Source organism: Lentzea cavernae (assembly GCF_014653695.1).
GTDB classification, from domain to species: domain Bacteria; phylum Actinomycetota; class Actinomycetes; order Mycobacteriales; family Pseudonocardiaceae; genus Lentzea; species Lentzea cavernae.
On record NZ_BNAR01000003.1, the window covers coordinates 46,325 to 62,757 of the forward strand.

Here is a 16,433-nt window from a genome sequence, read left to right on the forward strand (position 1 = left end):
CCTCGATCTCGTCGTCTGACTCGCTCAACGGATCGTAGGTGCAGCTAATTCCGTGACTTGACCGACTACCTCGGCTTGATGGTCGTGTCGGCCAGAACGCCCGCCGGCTCGTCCGGTCCGCAGGTCTTCGGATCCAGCACGACCAGCCTGAACTCACCGAGTCCCGCGGGCAGGATCGCCATCACGGCGTCCTTGCCCTCGAGGTTGATCGGGCTGATGCCGAGCGGCGTGCCCGAGCTGGTGATGCCACCGCCCTTGAGACAGCCGGCCAACCGGTCCGGCGTCTCCAGCGGGCCGTAGTTCTGCGCCTTGAGCACCTCACCGACCGCGGAACCCAGCTCGTCGCGCTTGAGCGACAGCGGAGGGGCGGCGTCGGCCGGCGCGGACGTGGCTGCGGGGGGTTGTGCGGTGTTCGAGTTCTGCTCCGCACCCGGCGACACGGCAAGAACGATGCCGAACGCGGCCGCGGCGGCGACCAGCACACCGCCACCGCCCAGGCCGAGCCTGCGGTTGCGGCGCTTGCGGGCGTCGTTCAGCGAGACCACCGGCGCGATGCCGGGACGGGCCTCGGCGGCCAGCGCCGCGTCGATCCGCGCGGCCACGTGGTCGGGCATCGGGATCGGCGGCAGCGAGTGCAGGTCCTCCAGCGTGGCGTCGAGAGCCCGGAGGATCTCGGCGGCGTCCGCGTCGGCCTCCACCCTCGGGCGCAGCTGTGCGGCGACCTCAGGGGGCAGCACGCCCGCGTGCAGGTCCGCGATGAGGTCAACCGACCACGGCGGACCCATCGGCACGCGCTCCATGCCGGTCATCGGCCCTCCCACTGACGTTGCTCTTGCACATTCACACCGTCAGCTGGGACGTTCGCATCTGCGATTCGGTTCCTGAGGTGCCCGAGAACTTTGGCCAGCTTGGCGCGACCTCGCGCACACCGGCTCTTGACCGTGCCCTCCGCGATGCCGAGCATCTTCGCCGTCTCGGCGACCGAATACCCCTCGACGTCGACCAGCACGATGGGCGCCCGCTGCTCTTCCGGCAGCTCCATCAACGCCTGCTGCACCATGAGGCTGGTCTCGCGGTCGCTCATCGCGTCACGGGGCGCGACGGGCTCGCCGGGACCGGCCTCGGGCAACGGCACTGTCGGTCTTGTTTGTCGGCGTCTCATCCGGTCGAGGCACGCGTTCACCACGATCCGGTGAAGCCAGGTGGTGACCTGTGACTCCGCGCGGAACGACGACGCCGCCCGGAAGGCTGAGATGAACGCCTCCTGGAGCGCGTCCGCCGCCTCTTCGGGGTCGCGCAGCGTGCGCAACGCCACCGCCCACATCCGGTCCCGGTGCCGTTTGACCAGCTCCGAGAACGCGTACGGGTCACCTGCGGCGTGGGCCGAGATGAGATCGGCGTCCGAGCTGGCTGCGGCGGTCACGAATGGCACTTTAGCGAGGGTGATCACAGATCACCCGGACAGGTCTACTCAGCGTGCGCGCGTAGTTCTACTGAGCCCTGGTGTACAGGACCTCGCGGATCTCGGTCTGGTTCTTGCCGCCGCCCGAGTTGGTCAGCTGCGTGATCCAGATCAGCACGTGACCGGTCGGCTCGTGCTCGTTCAGCTGGATCTGCGTCTGCCCGTCGGACAGGTCCGCGACGCCGATGACCTTCGTCTCCTCGATCGGCGAGTCGAGCGCCGACGCGACGCGGATCTCGACCTTCGTGCCCTTGCTGGGCGAGGTGACCGTGATCGAGGCCAGCTTCACCGGCTCAGCGAACGACGCCATCAGCCCGATGCCGGGCTTGAGCGCCGGGAACTGCTGGAAGTAGTTGTCCGTCCGCCAGAACGTGCCCGCGTTGTTGTCGACGGCCCGGCTCGCCTGGTTCGCGTTGTCGGGCTGGTTCGTCACGTCGTAGACGCCGATCTGGCCCGGCTGCACCGGTCCGGCCGGCGCGGGCGGGGGCGCGGTCTGGCCGTTCGACCCCGGCTGGTTGATCACCACGGTCGGGCCGCCGCCCTTGGACGGCTCGTCGCTGAAGAACCCGACGATCTGCACGCTCAGCCACACGATCACCGTCAGCGTGGCCACGGCGAGCACGCCGACGCTGATCCACAGCTTCTTCTTCTGCTGCTTGTCCTGCCGCGGGCGCTGGGTCGTCCACACGACCTGGTCGTCGTCGTCATCGCGCGACGACGACACCGGCGGGATCAGCGCGGTCTGGGCTTCCTCGGCCGCGATCTGGTCGAGGACCTGCAGAATCGCCGCGGACGTCCGGATGCCGCCCACCGACGTGTCCTCCAGCGAACGCACCGCGACGGACGACAGGTCGTGCGGCAGGTACGGGTGCAACGCGTTCGGAGCGACCACGGACCCGTCCGGGCCCGTCGGGGCCACCGGCACGCCCTGGGGGCCTCCCGGCAACGCCCACCGGCCGGTGAGCAGCAGGTACAGGATCGCGCCGAGGCCCTTGACGTCGTCGCGCGCGATCGCGTCCGGCCGGGGGCCGGGGAACGCGAGGCGCAGACGGCCGTCCGAGGTGACGCGGATGCGCTGCGGGTGGTCGGCGCCCAGCACGAGACCGGCGTGGTGCGCGCCCTCGATGGCGGCGCCGAGCGGTTCGAGCAGGCGGGTCGCGGCGCCCGCCGGCAGCGGGCCCTCCGCGATGAGGTCCATCAGGTCGGTGCCCTGGGTCCACTCGGCGATGACCATGCCGAGGATGCCCTCGTCGGGGCGGATGCCGGTGCCGGGCGTCAGCACGTCGATCACCCTCGACACACCGGGGTGCGTGAACGACGACGCGTGCATCGCCCGTTCGACCGTGCGGCGGGCACGGGCGGCGGCCTCGCCGTTCGCCAGGTCGCCCAGCAGGATCGTCAGCGCCACGTCCCGGTTGAGCTGGCCGTCCCGCGCGCGCCACAGCTCCGCGTTGGACCTCGCGTCGGCGCCGGATTTCGCGAGCAGCCGGTAGCGGCCATTGCCGATGACGCCGCCGGGAACCAGGGCGGCGTGGACTCCGCTACTCACGGAAACGAGGGTACGGGACGACGGTCACGGACTGGAGTCACCTGCGCCGCACCAAACGGTTGATCTTGGCGATCGCCGGCTGCATCTCGGGCACCCGGAACGCCGCCAGGAGGCCGAACGCGAGCGGCAGGCCGATCAGCGTCACCAGGATGGTCTCGAACCACGCGGCCACCACCGGGTTGGAGAACCCGATCAGGCCCAGGAGCAGCTCGTTCGCGCCCTTCGCCACCGCGAAGGCCACTGCGGACGCCACCACGGTCAGGCAGACGGTCCAGATGGTGAAACCGGTGCGCAGGCGACCGAGGCGGATCCGCAGCCACACCTGACCGACGACCGCGCCGAAGACGAAGCTGAGCGACATCGCGAGCGACACGCCGACGGCGAGCTGGTCGGGCTCGGCCACGGCGAGGAAGAAGTACAGGAGGCCGATCCGGACGGCCACGATCAGCGCCTGGATCAACGTCGGCGTGCGCGCGTCCTTCATCGCGTAGAACACGCGGATCTGCAGCAACGTCACCGCGTACGGCACCAGGCCGAACGCCGACAGCGCGAGCGCCAGGCCGACGGCGGTGCCGCCCTCCACGCCCGACTTGCCGAACCCGAACGCGGCGAGACCGATGGCGACACCGGAGACCGTCATCAGGACGCTGAACGGCATCAGCAGGATCGACGACATGCGGTTGCCGAACAGGAGGTCCCGCACGATGGCTTCGTTGTCGTTGTTCGCCGCCGCACGGCTCATCTTCGGCATCAGCGCGGTCAGCAGCGAGACGCCGAGCACGCCGTAGGGCACCTGGGCGATCAGCCACTGGAAGTTGAACGCCGCCAGCGCGCCGTTGCCGTGCGTGGCGACCTTGGTCAGCACGGTCAGGCTGGCGAAACCGAGGCCGACGTAGAGCAGCACCCAGAAGGCGAGGCCGCCGAACTCGGCCAGCCGCGCGTCCCAGCCGAACCGCCACTTGAAGCGGAAACCGGTCTTGCGCAGCGCCGGGATCAGCACCGACGCCTGGACGGCGACACCGAGCGCGGTGCCGATGCCGAGCACCAGCACGTGGGTGTCGGTCATGGAGACCGGGTTGAGCGTGATGTCACCGGGGAGCAGCCAGTAGACGCCGAGGACCGCGATCACGACGAGGTTGTTCAGGACCGGGGCCCAGGTCGGCAGGCCGAACACGTGCCGGGCGTTGAGCACCGCGCTGAGCAGCGCGGTCAGACCGTAGAACACGATGCCGGGCAGCACCAGGTAGGCGAACGCCGTGACCAGGTCGCGGTTCGCGTTCGGGGAGTCGGCGATGAACAGCGAGGTGAGCAGCGGCGCGCACGCCACCGCTATCACCGTGCCGACGCCGAGGATCGCCGTGCCCATGCTGATCAGCCACTGGGCGTACGACTCCCCGCCGTCGCCGTCCTCCTTCTCGGCCCTGACCAGCAGCGGGATCGCCACACTGGTCAGGATGCCGCCGAGCAGGAGCTCGTTGATCATCGTCGGCAGGGTCGAGGCCGCCTGGTACGAGTCGTTGAGGGTGCCGATGCCGAGTGCCGCGACCAGCAGCACCTTCGAGAGCAGGCCGGTGGCGCGGCTGACGATCGTCGCGATCGCCATCGAGCCGCTCGCCTTGGCGATCGACGGTGCCTGCTGCTGCGGGTCTGGCTGGGTGGTCGTGGCTGTCTCGCTCACGCGCTCGACTTCTCCGGTGTGACGTTCTCGATGGACGGTGCGTCGCCGTTCTCGCCGTTGCGGGCGCGAACCCGCTTGTAGATGCGACGCCCCGAGAGCAGGACGAGCGCGATCCCGGCCAGCATGGTGATGATCACCGTGATGGTGCCGTACGCGGACGACGACACCTCCAGCTTGACAGTGTCACCGAGAGCGACGCCCTCGGGAGTGGTCAGCCGGACGTTGACCGGGAACCGGCCGGACCGCAGCACCTCGACGGGCACGCGCACGACGCGCTCGCCGCGGGCGGGGAGGACCTGGTCGGCGAGGTCGAGCTTGCGGATGCCGGGGGTGTCGGCGAGGTTGATCCGGACCGTCACGCGCACGTCGAGCTTGTTCGTGATCGTGATCGGGATCGGGCTGTCGCCGGAGCCGAGCAGGATCGGGCTGTTCGGCTGCGTCACGCCGACCATGCCGGTCAGGCCGTTGATCTCGCTCTGGCTGACCTCGGCCGCGGACCGGGCGCCCTGCTCGTTGCCCCGCCACGCACCCGACATCGCCCGGAGCAGGCCGAGCCACAGCGGGTCGGCCAGGTCGGCGGGCGACGCGTGCGCCGTGTCCTCCTGCTGCATGGCCGCGACCAGGCCGTTGAGCTCGACGCTCTGGTTCGTCACCGAGTCCGAGATGACCGCGGAGATCTCCCTGGCGCCGGCCTCCGGCGGGTAGGCGACCTTCGCGTTCGTCACGGCAGGCGTGGCGCTGACGAGCTCCTCGAGCCCGGTCTGGGTCGCGTAACCGCCGGCCAGCAGCTTCTGGGCCGCGGTCAGGAACTCGGTCATCTCCGAGATCGGCGCGTGCCAGCGGCGCGGGGGCGCGACCAGCACGTTGCGGCCGTCGCCCTGCCACCCGGCGCGGAACATCAGCACCGCCAGCGCGTTCTGCACCGACACCGGCTGGCTCTCGACCGGCGCGGTCACGCCGGAGAGCGTGCGCGGGCGCGAGTCGCTGCCCTGCAGCGCGTCCGAGACCATCGAGTCGATCTTCACGGCGGTGACCGGGGTCTTGCCGCCGATGCCGACGGGCGCGGTGCCCGGCGCGTCGGCGAGACCCGCCGGGTCCAGCAGCAGCGACTTCACGCCGGGGTAGCGCTGGTCCGGCAGCGGGGTGACCAGCTCGTCGAACGTCGACTGGTCGAGCACGCCGTCCTCTGGCCACACCAGGTCGGGCAGCGGCCGCACGGACAGGACTTCCTGGATGAGCGCGGGACCGTCCGTCACCGCGAGCGTGCGCATGGTGGTGAGCTTCGCCCTGTTCAACGCCACGAGGTCGGCGTCGGCGGACGGCAGCGCGACGACGCACCGGCCCGAGACGGCGAGCTTGAGGCGGTTGAGCCACAGCTGCGCCTCCGTCCGGCCCTTGCCCTCGGCGCCGCCACGCAGCTGGTAGCCGGTGCTCATGGCCTGCACGGTGCGCAGCAGGTCCGGGTCGATGGCCAGGCACATGGCCGTGCTCATCGACGAGATCGCCTGCTCGTAGGCCTGCAGCAGGCCGTACAGCCTGCCGTTGACCGAGAGCGACGTCGCCAGGTCGTCGTCGATCAGCTCCGACTCGCCCTCGCCGCCGAGCCGGACCAGCCGCGGGCGGTCCGCGATCGGCCACAGCACCGTCAGCTTCGCGCCGTTGCCGGGCTTGCCCTTGGTCTCCCCGCCGGGCACGCCGAGCACGGGCAGCAGCGTGGACAGCGCCGCGAGCCGCGCCTGGCCGCCGAAGTCGGGCCTGCCGTTGACGTTCGCGAGGATCGGGTAGATGCCGGGCTGGTCGACCTCGAGCGAGGTCGGCTCGGTCCCGCGCAGCGGCACCTCGAGCGTGAAGTCCTTCTGCTGGCCGGGCTCGAGCTCACCGGCGACAGGCGTGAACTTGGGCTGCACGGCCTCCGCCGCCGCGGGCTCGCGCAACGCGGTGCGCAGGGCGTCCTCGGTGGCGAGCGGCTCCCCGCGCTCCAGGCGCAGCACGATGTCGAACACCTTGCGGTCGCCGACGTTGACGATCTTGCCGGTGATCTTGACGGTGCCCGGCGAGTCGCTCGTGACGAACCGGGGGGTGAGCTGGCCTATGTCGAGCCGCAGGAACTGCGGCTGCGCCTGGCCGGGTTGGGCCGACAGCGATCTGGTCGCCCACACCTGGGTGGCCGGGGCCGGCATGAACGGCAGCGCGTCGACCTCGTCCGGTTGTGACTGCTGGGCGCCGGCGGGCGGCGCTGCGATCACCACGAACGCGGCGACAGCGGCTGTGCAGACGAGCTTCCTCAGGCTCACGCCGACTCCGCCTCGTTCCGGCAGCCGTCGGAGAGCAGTTCGGCGGCTCGGCGGACCAGGCGGCGCTCGTCGGCATGCGCGAGTCGCTCGTCCAGTTCGCCGAGTGGCACCCACGCCACCTCGGTGACCTCCACGTCTTCGTCGGAAAGCTCTCCCCCCGTCGCTTCGAGGAGGAAGTGGTGAACCGTCTTGTGCACCCGGCGGTCGTCAGCGACGAACCAGTAGTCGATCGACCCCAGCGGGCGCAGCACCCTGCTATGAATACCGGTCTCCTCGGCGACCTCGCGCACCGCGGTCTGTTCCGCGGTCTCGCCGGCCTCGATGTGACCCTTGGGCAAAGACCACAGCAACCGGCCCCGCCGGTCAAGTCTTCCGATCACCGCGGCCCGCTGCTCGGAGTCGAGCACCAGGCCACCCGCCGACGTCTCGTCGACGGTCTTGAGCCTCCGGCCCCGGCGCCGCTTCCGGCGTCCCGGCTTGGGACTCCCGGAACGTGCGGCTGACGGGGGCATGTGGCCGATCGTACTTACGAACGTCGAGGACGCCGGTTTTCCGCGTCTCGATCGCTCCAGCAGAATGCGGTGGTGGAGAAGCCCGCCATCACACCAGTCGTCGCCGAGCTCGCCGCTCGGTTCGCAGCCGGGGGCAAGCGCCTCTACCTCGTGGGCGGAAGTGTGCGCGACGCCGTGCTGGAGCGCCCGACGAACGACTTCGACTTCACGACGGACGCGCGACCTGCGGAGATCCAGGAGCTGCTGAGCGGCTGGGCCGACGCGCAGTGGGACACCGGCATCGCGTTCGGCACCGTCGGGGCGTCCAAGAAGGGCGAGATCATCGAGATCACGACCTTCCGCGCGGACGTCTACGACGGCGTGACCCGCAACCCCGAGGTGACCTTCGGCGACTCCGTCGACGGCGACCTGGCCCGGCGCGACTTCACGGTCAACGCGATGGCGTACGACATCGCCGCGAGCGAGTTCGTGGACCCGACCGGGGGCCTCCAGGCGGCCCGTGACGGCGTGCTGGACACGCCGGCGACCCCGCAGGAGTCGTTCGGCGACGACCCGCTGCGCATGCTGCGCGCCGCCCGGTTCGTCTCCCAGCTGGGGTTCACCCCCGCGCCCCGCGTGGTCGAGGCGATGCGGTCGATGGCAGGTCAACTCACCCGCATCACGCCGGAGCGCGTGCAGGTGGAGCTCTCGAAGCTCCTGTGCGGGGCTCACCCCCGCCGCGGCATCGAGCTCATGGTGGAGACCGGGCTGGCCGACGTCGTGCTGCCCGAGCTCACGGCCATGAAGCTGGAGATCGACGAACATCATCAGCACAAGGACGTCTTCGACCACTCGCTGGTTGTGCTGGAACAGGCAATTGATCTTGAAGATGTTGATCAGTCACCCGATCTGGTGCTGAGGATCGCCGCGCTCCTGCACGACATCGGCAAACCGCCGACCCGGAAGTTCGAGTCCGGCGGCGGCGTCTCGTTCCACCACCACGAGGTCGTGGGCGCGAAGATGGTCCGCAAGCGCTTGCGCGCGTTGCGGTACTCGAAGGAGATCACCGAGGACGTCGCCAAGCTCGTCTACCTGCACCTCCGCTTCCACGGGTACGGCAACGGCGAGTGGACCGACTCGGCCGTGCGCCGGTACGTGACGGACGCCGGTGACCTGCTGACTCGGCTGCACAAGCTCGTCCGTGCCGACTGCACGACCAGGAACAAGCGCAAGGCGAACCTGCTGCGCCGGACCTACGACTCCCTTGAGGAGCGCATCGCGCGCATCGCGGCCGAGGAAGACCTCGCGCGCGTGCGTCCGGACCTCGACGGCAACGAGATCATGAAGCTGCTCGGCCTGCCGCCGGGCCGTGAGGTCGGCGCCGCGTGGAAGTTCCTCAAGGAGCTCAGGCTCGACCGCGGGCCGCTGGACCGCGACGAGGCCGAGACCGCGTTGCTCGAGTGGGCCCGCGAGCAGGGGATCACGCCACCCGCTTCGTGACGCATCGTGAGCGAATGCAATCCCCGCGTTAGCGAAGTGTCAGCGCGGGGAGGCACCATGAGAGTGCTCATGGGGGTGATGCAGATGTTCGCTTGGGGACTTTCCGCAGGACCTGCGGCCTACGGCCTCGATGTCCTGACCGACGACCAACGGGCCGTGCTGCGCTGTCTCGCACGCGGTCACGCCGAGCACGAGATCGCGCGCGTGCTCGGCCTGGGCCAGCAGCGGGTGGCCGACGAGGTGGCCGAGATCCTGCGGCGCCTCGATCTACCCGATCGGGTGGCCGCCGTCGTCTTCGCTCACGAAGCCGGGATGCTGCACCTGCCGTTTCCGCGCTGACAGGAACAGGTAGGCGCCCAGCCCGACCAGGTAGAGGCTCGCGGCGACGAGGATCAGGCCGGGCGAGCGCCCGTCCAGGGGGACCACCGTCGCCGTGATCGACACCGCCGTGACCTGCGCGATGTTGAAGAGGGTGTCGTAGAGGGCGAACACGCGCCCGCGCACCTCGTCGCCGACGTCGTGCTGCACCGCGGTGTCGACGCAGAGCTTGACGATCTGACCGGCGAAGATGATCACGAAGCTGGCCAGCAGGATCGACACCAGCGTCATCGGCAGCCCGAGCCCGACCTGCGCGGCGGCCGTGAGCAGCAACGCGCCGCAGATCGTGCGCCGGACGCCGAACCTGTCGACGATCCGGTCGGTCAGGATGCCCGCGAGCAGCACGCCCGCGCCGCCCGCGACCGCGACCTCGCCGAGGCCGCCGATGCCCGCCTTGAGGATGCCGACGTCCTCCAGGCTGTAGCGCATCAGCAGCAGCGTGATCATGAGACTCATGCCGAACGCGGCCCGGTGCGCGAGCAGCGCGGCCAGCCCGGCCGTGACGCTCGGCGTGCGCCAGGTGGCCTTCGCGCCGTCCACCAGGCCGCGGGCGACGGCGCTGAGCGCGTTGGGCGGCTCGTCGACCTCGTCCGGCCCGAGCACGCCCGCCTTGAACCGGCTGGCGATGAACGCGCTGAGCAGCAACCCGACCACGGCGATGCTGGTGGTCCACGCCGAACCGCCGTCACCGGCGCCGAGCACCGTGCGGAAGCCGATCGCGCAGGCGGCACCGATGACGGCCATGATCGCGCCGGCCGTCGTGGCCAGCGCGTTCGCCTCGACCAGGTGATCTTCCGGCACGACGTGCGGCAGCGAGGCGGAGAGCCCGGACCCGACGAACCGGCCTATGCCCATGACGATGAGCGCGGAGACGTAGAGCGGCAACCCGCTGAGCCCCGCACCGACCGCCGCGGCCGTGAGCAGGACGAACGCGGCCCTCGTGACGTTCGCCACGACGATGACCTTCTTGCGGTCCCACCTGTCGAGCAGCGCGCCGGTGAACGGCCCGATCAGCGAGTACGGCAGCAGCAGCACCGCGAACCCCGCCGCGATCGCGGCCGGATCGGCCTGGCGTTCGGGGTTGAAGAGCACGGCGCCGGCGAGCCCGGCCTGGAAGAGCCCGTCGCCCCACTGCGAGGCGAGGCGGGTGGCCAGGAGCCTGCGGTACTCGGGAATGCCGAGGAACCGGCGTGATCCCAGGTGGTGCTTCTCCACCGCAAGCGTTGTCACCGTTGCACTCTAAGCGCGCAGTGGTGAAAACCACGAAAGCCGGACCTCGCGGTCCGGCTCTCCTGGCGCCGGATGCCAGGTCGCCTCACGGCGCGGCGCACTACGCGGCTCCAGCCGAACGGTATTCCGCGAAGGCGGTTGTCTGTTGAGCCCGGGGGACACAAAGACATCCGACACCTCAGTCTAACGGGACGCGGGCCTGAGTTGTTCCGGCGATCACGAGTGATTTCATGGTGACGTGCGTCCCGATGACGAAGTCGAAGTCGAGCCAGGCTCCCTGTTGGTTGCCGCTCCGAGCCTCAACGACCCGAACTTCACGCGCACCGTCGTCTACATCATCGACCAACGTCCAGAGGGGACCCTCGGTGTCGTTCTGAACCGCCCCTCCGAGGTGGCGGTCCACGACGTGCTGCCGCCGTGGGGCTCTCACGTCACGAAGCCGCAGTGCATCCACATAGGCGGCCCGGTCGAGCCGAAGACGGCGCTGTGCCTTGCAGCGTTGAAGGCGGGCACCGATCCCGCGGGTGTGGAGGGTCTGGTCGGCGTGCAGGGCCCGATCGCCCTGGTCGACCTCGACGCCGAACCGGACGACCTGCTGCCGCTGGTGCGCGGTCTGCGGGTGTTCGCGGGCTACGCGGGCTGGGGCGAGGGCCAGTTGCAGGGCGAGATCGACCGCGGCGACTGGATGGTCGTGACCGGCCTGGCCGACGACGTGCTGGTCGGCGCGAACGTCGACCTGTGGGGCAGGGTTCTGCGCCGCCAGGGCATGCCGCTGGCGCTGCTGTCGACGTACCCGAAGGACGTCCGCGACAACTGATTCACGTGAAACCACGGCACGAGAAAGGCCGGACCACCCAGTGATCCGGCCTTGGTCCTTGCAGGTTCTAGAGGCCCGCGAGCGGCGAGCAACCGCCACCACCGCAGGCGCAGCCGCCGCAGCCCTTGGGCTTGACCGGCTCGGGCAGCGCCTCCGCGGCCCGGCTCCCGACGATCCCGCCGGCGAACGCGATCGCGAGCGCGCCCACCAGTCCGATGATCCCGGCGGTGACGGCCAGGTCGGCCATGACGAACGCCATCGCGCCCGACACGATCGCCACCGCGCCGGCCGCGACGTTCGGCACGCCCGCGACCCGGTTGGCCAGCGCGAACGTCTCCTCGTCGCGCAGAGCAGCGGCCGTGCGCACGCCGACGAAGCGGTTGCGGCGCAGCTTGCCCTGCAGACCCATGAGACCGACCGCGCCGAGAGCGACGCCGAGCACACCCAGGACGACCGACAGCACGATGTTCACCCCATGAGGGTAAGCCGGGACTCGCGTTCACCTCGACCTCACCCCGCCCAGATGTGCCTCAGGCCACCGCCCGGTGCATCGCGCTTGCGCTGCGCTGATACCGTTGACGACATGAGCACGGCCCGCCTGCTCCTTATCTAGCCGCGACGACCTGTTCGAGAGACGGTCGGCGCGGCCACCCTCCATGCCCTGTCTGGGCTGGGGGGTTTCGTCATGTCAGGGGCAGGAACAGACGTGAGAGGGACCTTGAAATGAGCACGGACGCGGCGGAGATTCCCGCCTACCGCTACACCGCCGAGCTGGCGAACCAGATCGAGGAGCGGTGGCAGCAGTACTGGGAGAACCACGGCACCTACCACGCGCCCAACCCCGTTGGCGCGCTCAAGGGTGACGTGCCCGCGGACAAGCTGTTCGTGCAGGACATGTTCCCGTACCCGAGCGGCGCAGGCCTGCACGTCGGCCACCCGCTGGGCTTCATCGGCACGGACGTCTTCGCGCGGTACCACCGCATGAACGGCCGCAACGTGCTGCACACCATGGGTTTCGACGCGTTCGGCCTGCCCGCGGAGCAGTACGCGGTGCAGACGGGTCAGCACCCGCGCAAGACCACCGAGGACAACATCAACACCTACCTGCGCCAGATCCGCAGGCTGGGTCTGGGGCACGACGAGCGCCGTCGCATCTCGACGATCGACCCCGAGTACTACAAGTGGACCCAGTGGATCTTCCTGCAGATCTTCAACTCCTTCTACGACGCCGACCTGAAGCGCGCTCGGCCGATCGCCGAGTTGATCTCGCAGTTCGAGTCTGGAGAGCGGGACGTTCCGGGCGGCGGCACGTGGTCTGAGCTGTCTTTTGCCGACCAGCAAAGGATCTTGGGCGATTTCCGCCTGGCCTACATGTCGGAGGCGCCCGTCAACTGGTGTCCCGGACTGGGTACTGTGCTGGCGAACGAAGAGGTCACCGCGGACGGTCGCAGTGAGCGTGGCAACTTCCCGGTGTTCAGGAAAAGCCTGCGCCAGTGGATGATGCGCATCACCGCGTACTCGGACCGGCTGATCGACGACCTGGACAGGCTGGACTGGCCGGACAAGGTCAAAGCCATGCAGCGCAACTGGATCGGGCGCTCGCACGGCGCCCGTGTCCGATTTGCGGTGGGAAGCGAGAACATTGAGGTCTTCACGACCCGTCCGGACACGCTGTTCGGCGCGACCTACGTTGTCCTGGCACCGGAACACGAGCTGGTGGACCAGATTGCGGCGCCCGATCGCGTGGCAGACGTCGCCGCGTACCGGCGCGCAGCGTCCCTGAAGTCCGAACTGGACCGTCAGGAGAACAAGGAGAAGACCGGCGTCTTCATCGGGGCGTACGCCACGAACCCGGTGAACGGCAAGGAAATGCCCGTCTACATCGCCGACTACGTGCTGATGGGCTACGGCACGGGCGCGATCATGGCCGTCCCCGGCCAGGACCAGCGCGACTGGGACTTCGCGAAGAAGTTCGACCTGCCCATCATCCGCACGGTCCAGCCTTCGGAGGGTTTCGAGGGCGAGGCCTACACCGGTGACGGCCCGGCGGTGAACTCGGGCTTCCTGGACGGCATGGCGATCGACGACGCCAAGAAGACGATCATCGGCTGGCTGGAGGACAACGGCCACGGCCACGGCACCGTCCAGTTCAAGCTGCGCGACTGGCTGTTCAGCCGCCAGCGCTACTGGGGCGAGCCGTTCCCGGTCGTCTACGACGAGGCCGGCACCGCCATCGCGCTGCCCGAGTCGATGCTGCCGATCGAGCTGCCCGAGGTCGACGACTACTCCCCCCGCACGTTCGACCCGGAGGACGCGGACACCGAGCCGTCGCCGCCGCTGTCGCGCGCCACGGAGTGGACGACCGTCGAGCTGGACCTGGGCGACGGCGTCAAGACCTACCGCCGCGACACGAACACCATGCCGAACTGGGCGGGTTCGTGCTGGTACCAGCTGCGCTACGTCGACCCGGTCGAGACCGAGCGGTTCGTCAACCCGGAGAACGAGAAGTACTGGCTGGGCCCGCGCACGGCCGAGCACGGCTCGACCGACCCCGGCGGCGTCGACCTGTACATCGGCGGCGTCGAGCACGCCGTCCTGCACCTGCTGTACTCGCGCTTCTGGCAGAAGGTCCTGTTCGACCTGGGCCACCTGTCCGGCGACGAGCCGTACCGCCGCCTGTTCAACCAGGGCTACATCCAGGCGTACGCCTACCGCGACCCGCGCGGCGTGCACGTGCCCGCCGACGAGGTAGTCGAGGCCGACGGCAAGTACCTGTACAACGGCGAGGAAGTCACCCGCGAGTACGGGAAGATGGGCAAGAGCCTGAAGAACGTCGTCACGCCGGACGAGATGTGCGAACGGTACGGCGCCGACACCTTCCGGTTCTACGAGATGTCCATGGGCCCCATGGACGTGTCACGCCCGTGGGCGACCAAGGACGTCGTTGGCGCACAACGCTTCCTGCAGCGCCTGTGGCGCAACCTGGTCGACGAGACCGACGGCTCCCTGCGCGTCACGACCGAGGAGCCGTCCGCGGAAGCCCTGCGGCTGCTGCACAAGACCATCGCCGGCGTCCACGACGACTACGCCAACCTGCGCTACAACACGGCGGGCGCGAAGCTGATCGAGCTGAACAACTACGTCACCAAGCACTACTCGGGCGGCACCCCCCGCGCCCTGGCCGAGCCCCTGGTCCTGATGCTGGCCCCGCAGGCCCCGCACGTGGCCGAGGAGCTGTGGACGAAGCTGGGCAACGACGGCACCCTGGCCCACGGCCCGTTCCCGCAGGCCGACGAGCAGTACCTGGTCGAGGACACCGTCGAGTACCCGATCCAGGTCAACGGCAAGGTCCGCTCGCGGGTCGTCGTGTCGGCGTCCGCGTCGCAGGACGAGATCAAGGCAGCGGCACTGGCCGAGGAGAAGATCGCCGAGCTGGTCGCCGGTGGCGAACCTCGCAAGGTGATCGTCGTCCCCGGCCGCCTGGTGAACATCGTTCTGTAGTGACGAGGAGGGCCGGCGCGGCTACGGCTGCGCCGGCTCGATCTCGGCAGGCCACGACTCCGGGGCCGGGCCGAACGCGTGCCGGGCTGCACGAACGGTGAAAGCGGCCATCGTGGCGTTGGCGGCGCCCCCGATCAGGGCACCGATGCCGAACGGGACTGCCCGGCCGAGCACGACGATCCCCTGCTTGGTGCCGTACTTGGTGACGAAGTTCTTGCCCAGGACCTTGTTGATCTGCTTCAACGTCGTCGTGGGCACCGCGCTGACGAGCTGGCGGGCCCAGTGCTGGCCGGTGCGCTCGGCGACCTTGCCGATGCTCTTGGAGCCGGACTCGCCGAGCAGGATTCCCAGGACGAGGGTCCGGCGGCGCTCGATCTCGTCGAGCGGAATCCCGTGGATCTCAGCGACCGACAGCACGTAGAGGGTGCTCAGTTCGAGCGAGGTCAACGCCTCACCCGCCGACAACGCCAATGAGATCCCGGTGCCGACACCGGGTGCGGCCGCAGCACCCCCGACCGCCGCCCCCGTGCTCGTCAGGGCGCTGACGTACATCTTCTCCAGGGTGCCGATGACCTCGGCCGGCGTCGACTCGGGGTTCCGCTGGCGGGCACGGGCGATGTTCTTGCGCACCATCGACGTCTGCAGGCCGATGGCCTTGTCCACCAGGTCGAGGATGGCCTGGCCCGCGCCACCCGGCGACTCCGGTTCCTCGAGGACAGCAGGTGGATCAGCAGGAGCTGCGGAGTTCTTGGCGTCGACCACGGGTCGTATGTCGCCGAACACCCGGCAAGCGCTACACCGTCGTGCAGGTCAGTTCTCCTGGAACCCGATGTCCGCCAGCATCTGGTCCAGCATGCTGTCGAACATCGGCTCCGGGTTGCTCACCGCGAACGGGAACCGCCCGAACACCTCCAAAGCCACGTGCCCGTACAGCCGAACCCAGGACTGCACCACGTGGTAGATCTTCCCGAGGTTGAGCACCTCGTCCGCCAAAGTCACCCCGTGCTCCGCCACCGCATCCCGCAGCACCTGCTGGAACCGGACCAGGTCCTCGTGCAGCACCGCGGGCACCTCCTCGCCCACGTGGTTCGCATCCTCGTTGGACGCGATCAACGGCCCCGCCAGCTGCAGGAACACCGAGCCGAACTGATCGGCTCCCAGGGGATCCCGCGGCGAGGCGAACACCAAAGCGAACTCCTGCGGGTGGGCCAGCGCCCAACGCCGGAAGGCGTGGCACACGGCGCGAACCTTGCACCCCACCTGGCCTGACGTGTCCGCGGCCAGGTTCGCGTACAGGGCGGCCGCCATGTCGGCGCAGATGTCGTCGCAGAGCTGGCGCAGCAGCGCGTCGTGCGAGTCGTAGTAGCGGTAGAGCGCTGGGGCGGTGATGCCCAGTTTGCGTGCGATCGCACGGAGGGTAACCGCATCTTGGCCGTTTTCGACCAAAAGGGTGCGGGCCGCCTGCCGAATCTCACGCTCGGTCTCGGCGCGGAGTCGTTCTCGGCGAGTGGCCTCGGTCATATGTCACTCCAT

General features: G+C 69.5%; 14 protein-coding genes. 4 read left to right on the top strand and 10 right to left on the bottom strand.

Features of this window, described 5'->3' with window-relative positions; translation table 11 throughout:
* Positions 1-65: 65 nt before the first annotated feature.
* The 6 genes from IE307_RS10245 to IE307_RS10270 form a co-directional block, all read right to left on the bottom strand.
* Entirely contained in the window at positions 66-809 is a 744-nt protein-coding gene (locus IE307_RS10245) for an RsmA family anti-sigma factor (RefSeq protein WP_229904587.1), read from the bottom strand.
* Positions 806-1,423: an RNA polymerase sigma factor SigM gene (gene sigM / locus IE307_RS10250; RefSeq protein ID WP_090071983.1), complete on the bottom strand. Its 618-nt coding sequence runs from the start codon at positions 1,421-1,423 to the stop codon at positions 806-808. The genes IE307_RS10245 and sigM overlap by 4 nt, the downstream gene beginning before the upstream one ends.
* 67 nt (positions 1,424-1,490) lie before the next feature.
* Positions 1,491-3,011 (bottom strand): protein kinase family protein, encoded by a 1,521-nt coding sequence (locus IE307_RS10255; protein ID WP_191297675.1) that lies wholly within the window; start codon positions 3,009-3,011, stop codon positions 1,491-1,493.
* A 37-nt stretch (positions 3,012-3,048) separates the two neighbouring features.
* Positions 3,049-4,689 (bottom strand): murein biosynthesis integral membrane protein MurJ, encoded by a 1,641-nt coding sequence (gene murJ, locus IE307_RS10260; RefSeq protein ID WP_229904588.1) that lies wholly within the window; start codon positions 4,687-4,689, stop codon positions 3,049-3,051.
* Positions 4,686-6,983 carry a DUF6049 family protein gene (locus IE307_RS10265; RefSeq protein ID WP_191297676.1) on the bottom strand — a complete coding sequence of 766 codons (2,298 nt, stop codon included), beginning with the start codon at positions 6,981-6,983 and terminating at the stop codon, positions 4,686-4,688. The genes murJ and IE307_RS10265 overlap by 4 nt, the downstream gene beginning before the upstream one ends.
* Entirely contained in the window at positions 6,980-7,495 is a 516-nt protein-coding gene (locus IE307_RS10270; protein ID WP_191297677.1) for an NUDIX hydrolase, read from the bottom strand. The genes IE307_RS10265 and IE307_RS10270 overlap by 4 nt, the downstream gene beginning before the upstream one ends.
* 72 nt (positions 7,496-7,567) lie before the next feature.
* On the opposite strand from IE307_RS10270, the gene IE307_RS10275 reads away from it, so the two are divergent.
* The gene (locus IE307_RS10275; protein ID WP_373305980.1) at positions 7,568-8,974 is read left to right on the top strand and encodes a CCA tRNA nucleotidyltransferase; all 1,407 of its coding nucleotides are present in this window, start codon (positions 7,568-7,570) and stop codon (positions 8,972-8,974) included.
* 57 nt (positions 8,975-9,031) lie between these two features.
* Positions 9,032-9,313 carry a LuxR C-terminal-related transcriptional regulator gene (locus tag IE307_RS10280; protein WP_191297679.1) on the top strand — a complete coding sequence of 94 codons (282 nt, stop codon included), beginning with the start codon at positions 9,032-9,034 and terminating at the stop codon, positions 9,311-9,313.
* On the opposite strand, the gene IE307_RS10285 is transcribed toward IE307_RS10280, so the two are convergent.
* Positions 9,242-10,582, bottom strand: coding sequence for an MFS transporter (locus tag IE307_RS10285; RefSeq protein ID WP_229904590.1), 1,341 nt, complete (start codon positions 10,580-10,582; stop codon positions 9,242-9,244). The two genes, IE307_RS10280 and IE307_RS10285, sit on opposite strands and share 72 nt — an antisense overlap.
* A gap of 238 nt (positions 10,583-10,820) precedes the next feature.
* Between IE307_RS10285 and IE307_RS10290 the strand changes: the two genes are divergently transcribed.
* Positions 10,821-11,399 carry a YqgE/AlgH family protein gene (locus IE307_RS10290; RefSeq protein ID WP_191297680.1) on the top strand — a complete coding sequence of 193 codons (579 nt, stop codon included), beginning with the start codon at positions 10,821-10,823 and terminating at the stop codon, positions 11,397-11,399.
* Between the two features lie 67 nt (positions 11,400-11,466).
* On the opposite strand, the gene IE307_RS10295 is transcribed toward IE307_RS10290, so the two are convergent.
* A complete protein-coding gene (locus IE307_RS10295) occupies positions 11,467-11,871 on the bottom strand; it encodes an SdpI family protein (RefSeq protein WP_229904591.1) in 405 nt (134 codons plus the stop codon).
* A 251-nt stretch (positions 11,872-12,122) separates the two neighbouring features.
* On the opposite strand from IE307_RS10295, the gene leuS reads away from it, so the two are divergent.
* Positions 12,123-14,900 carry a leucine--tRNA ligase gene (gene leuS / locus IE307_RS10300; RefSeq protein WP_191297681.1) on the top strand — a complete coding sequence of 926 codons (2,778 nt, stop codon included), beginning with the start codon at positions 12,123-12,125 and terminating at the stop codon, positions 14,898-14,900.
* A gap of 21 nt (positions 14,901-14,921) precedes the next feature.
* On the opposite strand, the gene IE307_RS10305 is transcribed toward leuS, so the two are convergent.
* Together IE307_RS10305 and IE307_RS10310 are read right to left on the bottom strand one after the other, a co-directional pair.
* Positions 14,922-15,662: an EcsC family protein gene (locus IE307_RS10305; RefSeq protein ID WP_229904592.1), complete on the bottom strand. Its 741-nt coding sequence runs from the start codon at positions 15,660-15,662 to the stop codon at positions 14,922-14,924.
* A 48-nt stretch (positions 15,663-15,710) separates the two neighbouring features.
* The gene (locus IE307_RS10310) at positions 15,711-16,421 is read right to left on the bottom strand and encodes a TetR/AcrR family transcriptional regulator (RefSeq protein ID WP_191297682.1); all 711 of its coding nucleotides are present in this window, start codon (positions 16,419-16,421) and stop codon (positions 15,711-15,713) included.
* Positions 16,422-16,433: the final 12 nt, after the last annotated feature.

Coding starts and splice junctions, on each gene's coding strand:
- IE307_RS10245 (WP_229904587.1), bottom strand. CDS start 809: ATGACCGGCATGGAGCGCGTGCCGATGGGTCCGCCGTGGTCGGTTGAC.
- IE307_RS10270 (WP_191297677.1), bottom strand. CDS start 7,495: ATGCCCCCGTCAGCCGCACGTTCCGGGAGTCCCAAGCCGGGACGCCGG.
- IE307_RS10280 (WP_191297679.1), top strand. CDS start 9,032: ATGAGAGTGCTCATGGGGGTGATGCAGATGTTCGCTTGGGGACTTTCC.
- leuS (WP_191297681.1), top strand. CDS start 12,123: ATGAGCACGGACGCGGCGGAGATTCCCGCCTACCGCTACACCGCCGAG.
- IE307_RS10310 (WP_191297682.1), bottom strand. CDS start 16,421: ATGACCGAGGCCACTCGCCGAGAACGACTCCGCGCCGAGACCGAGCGT.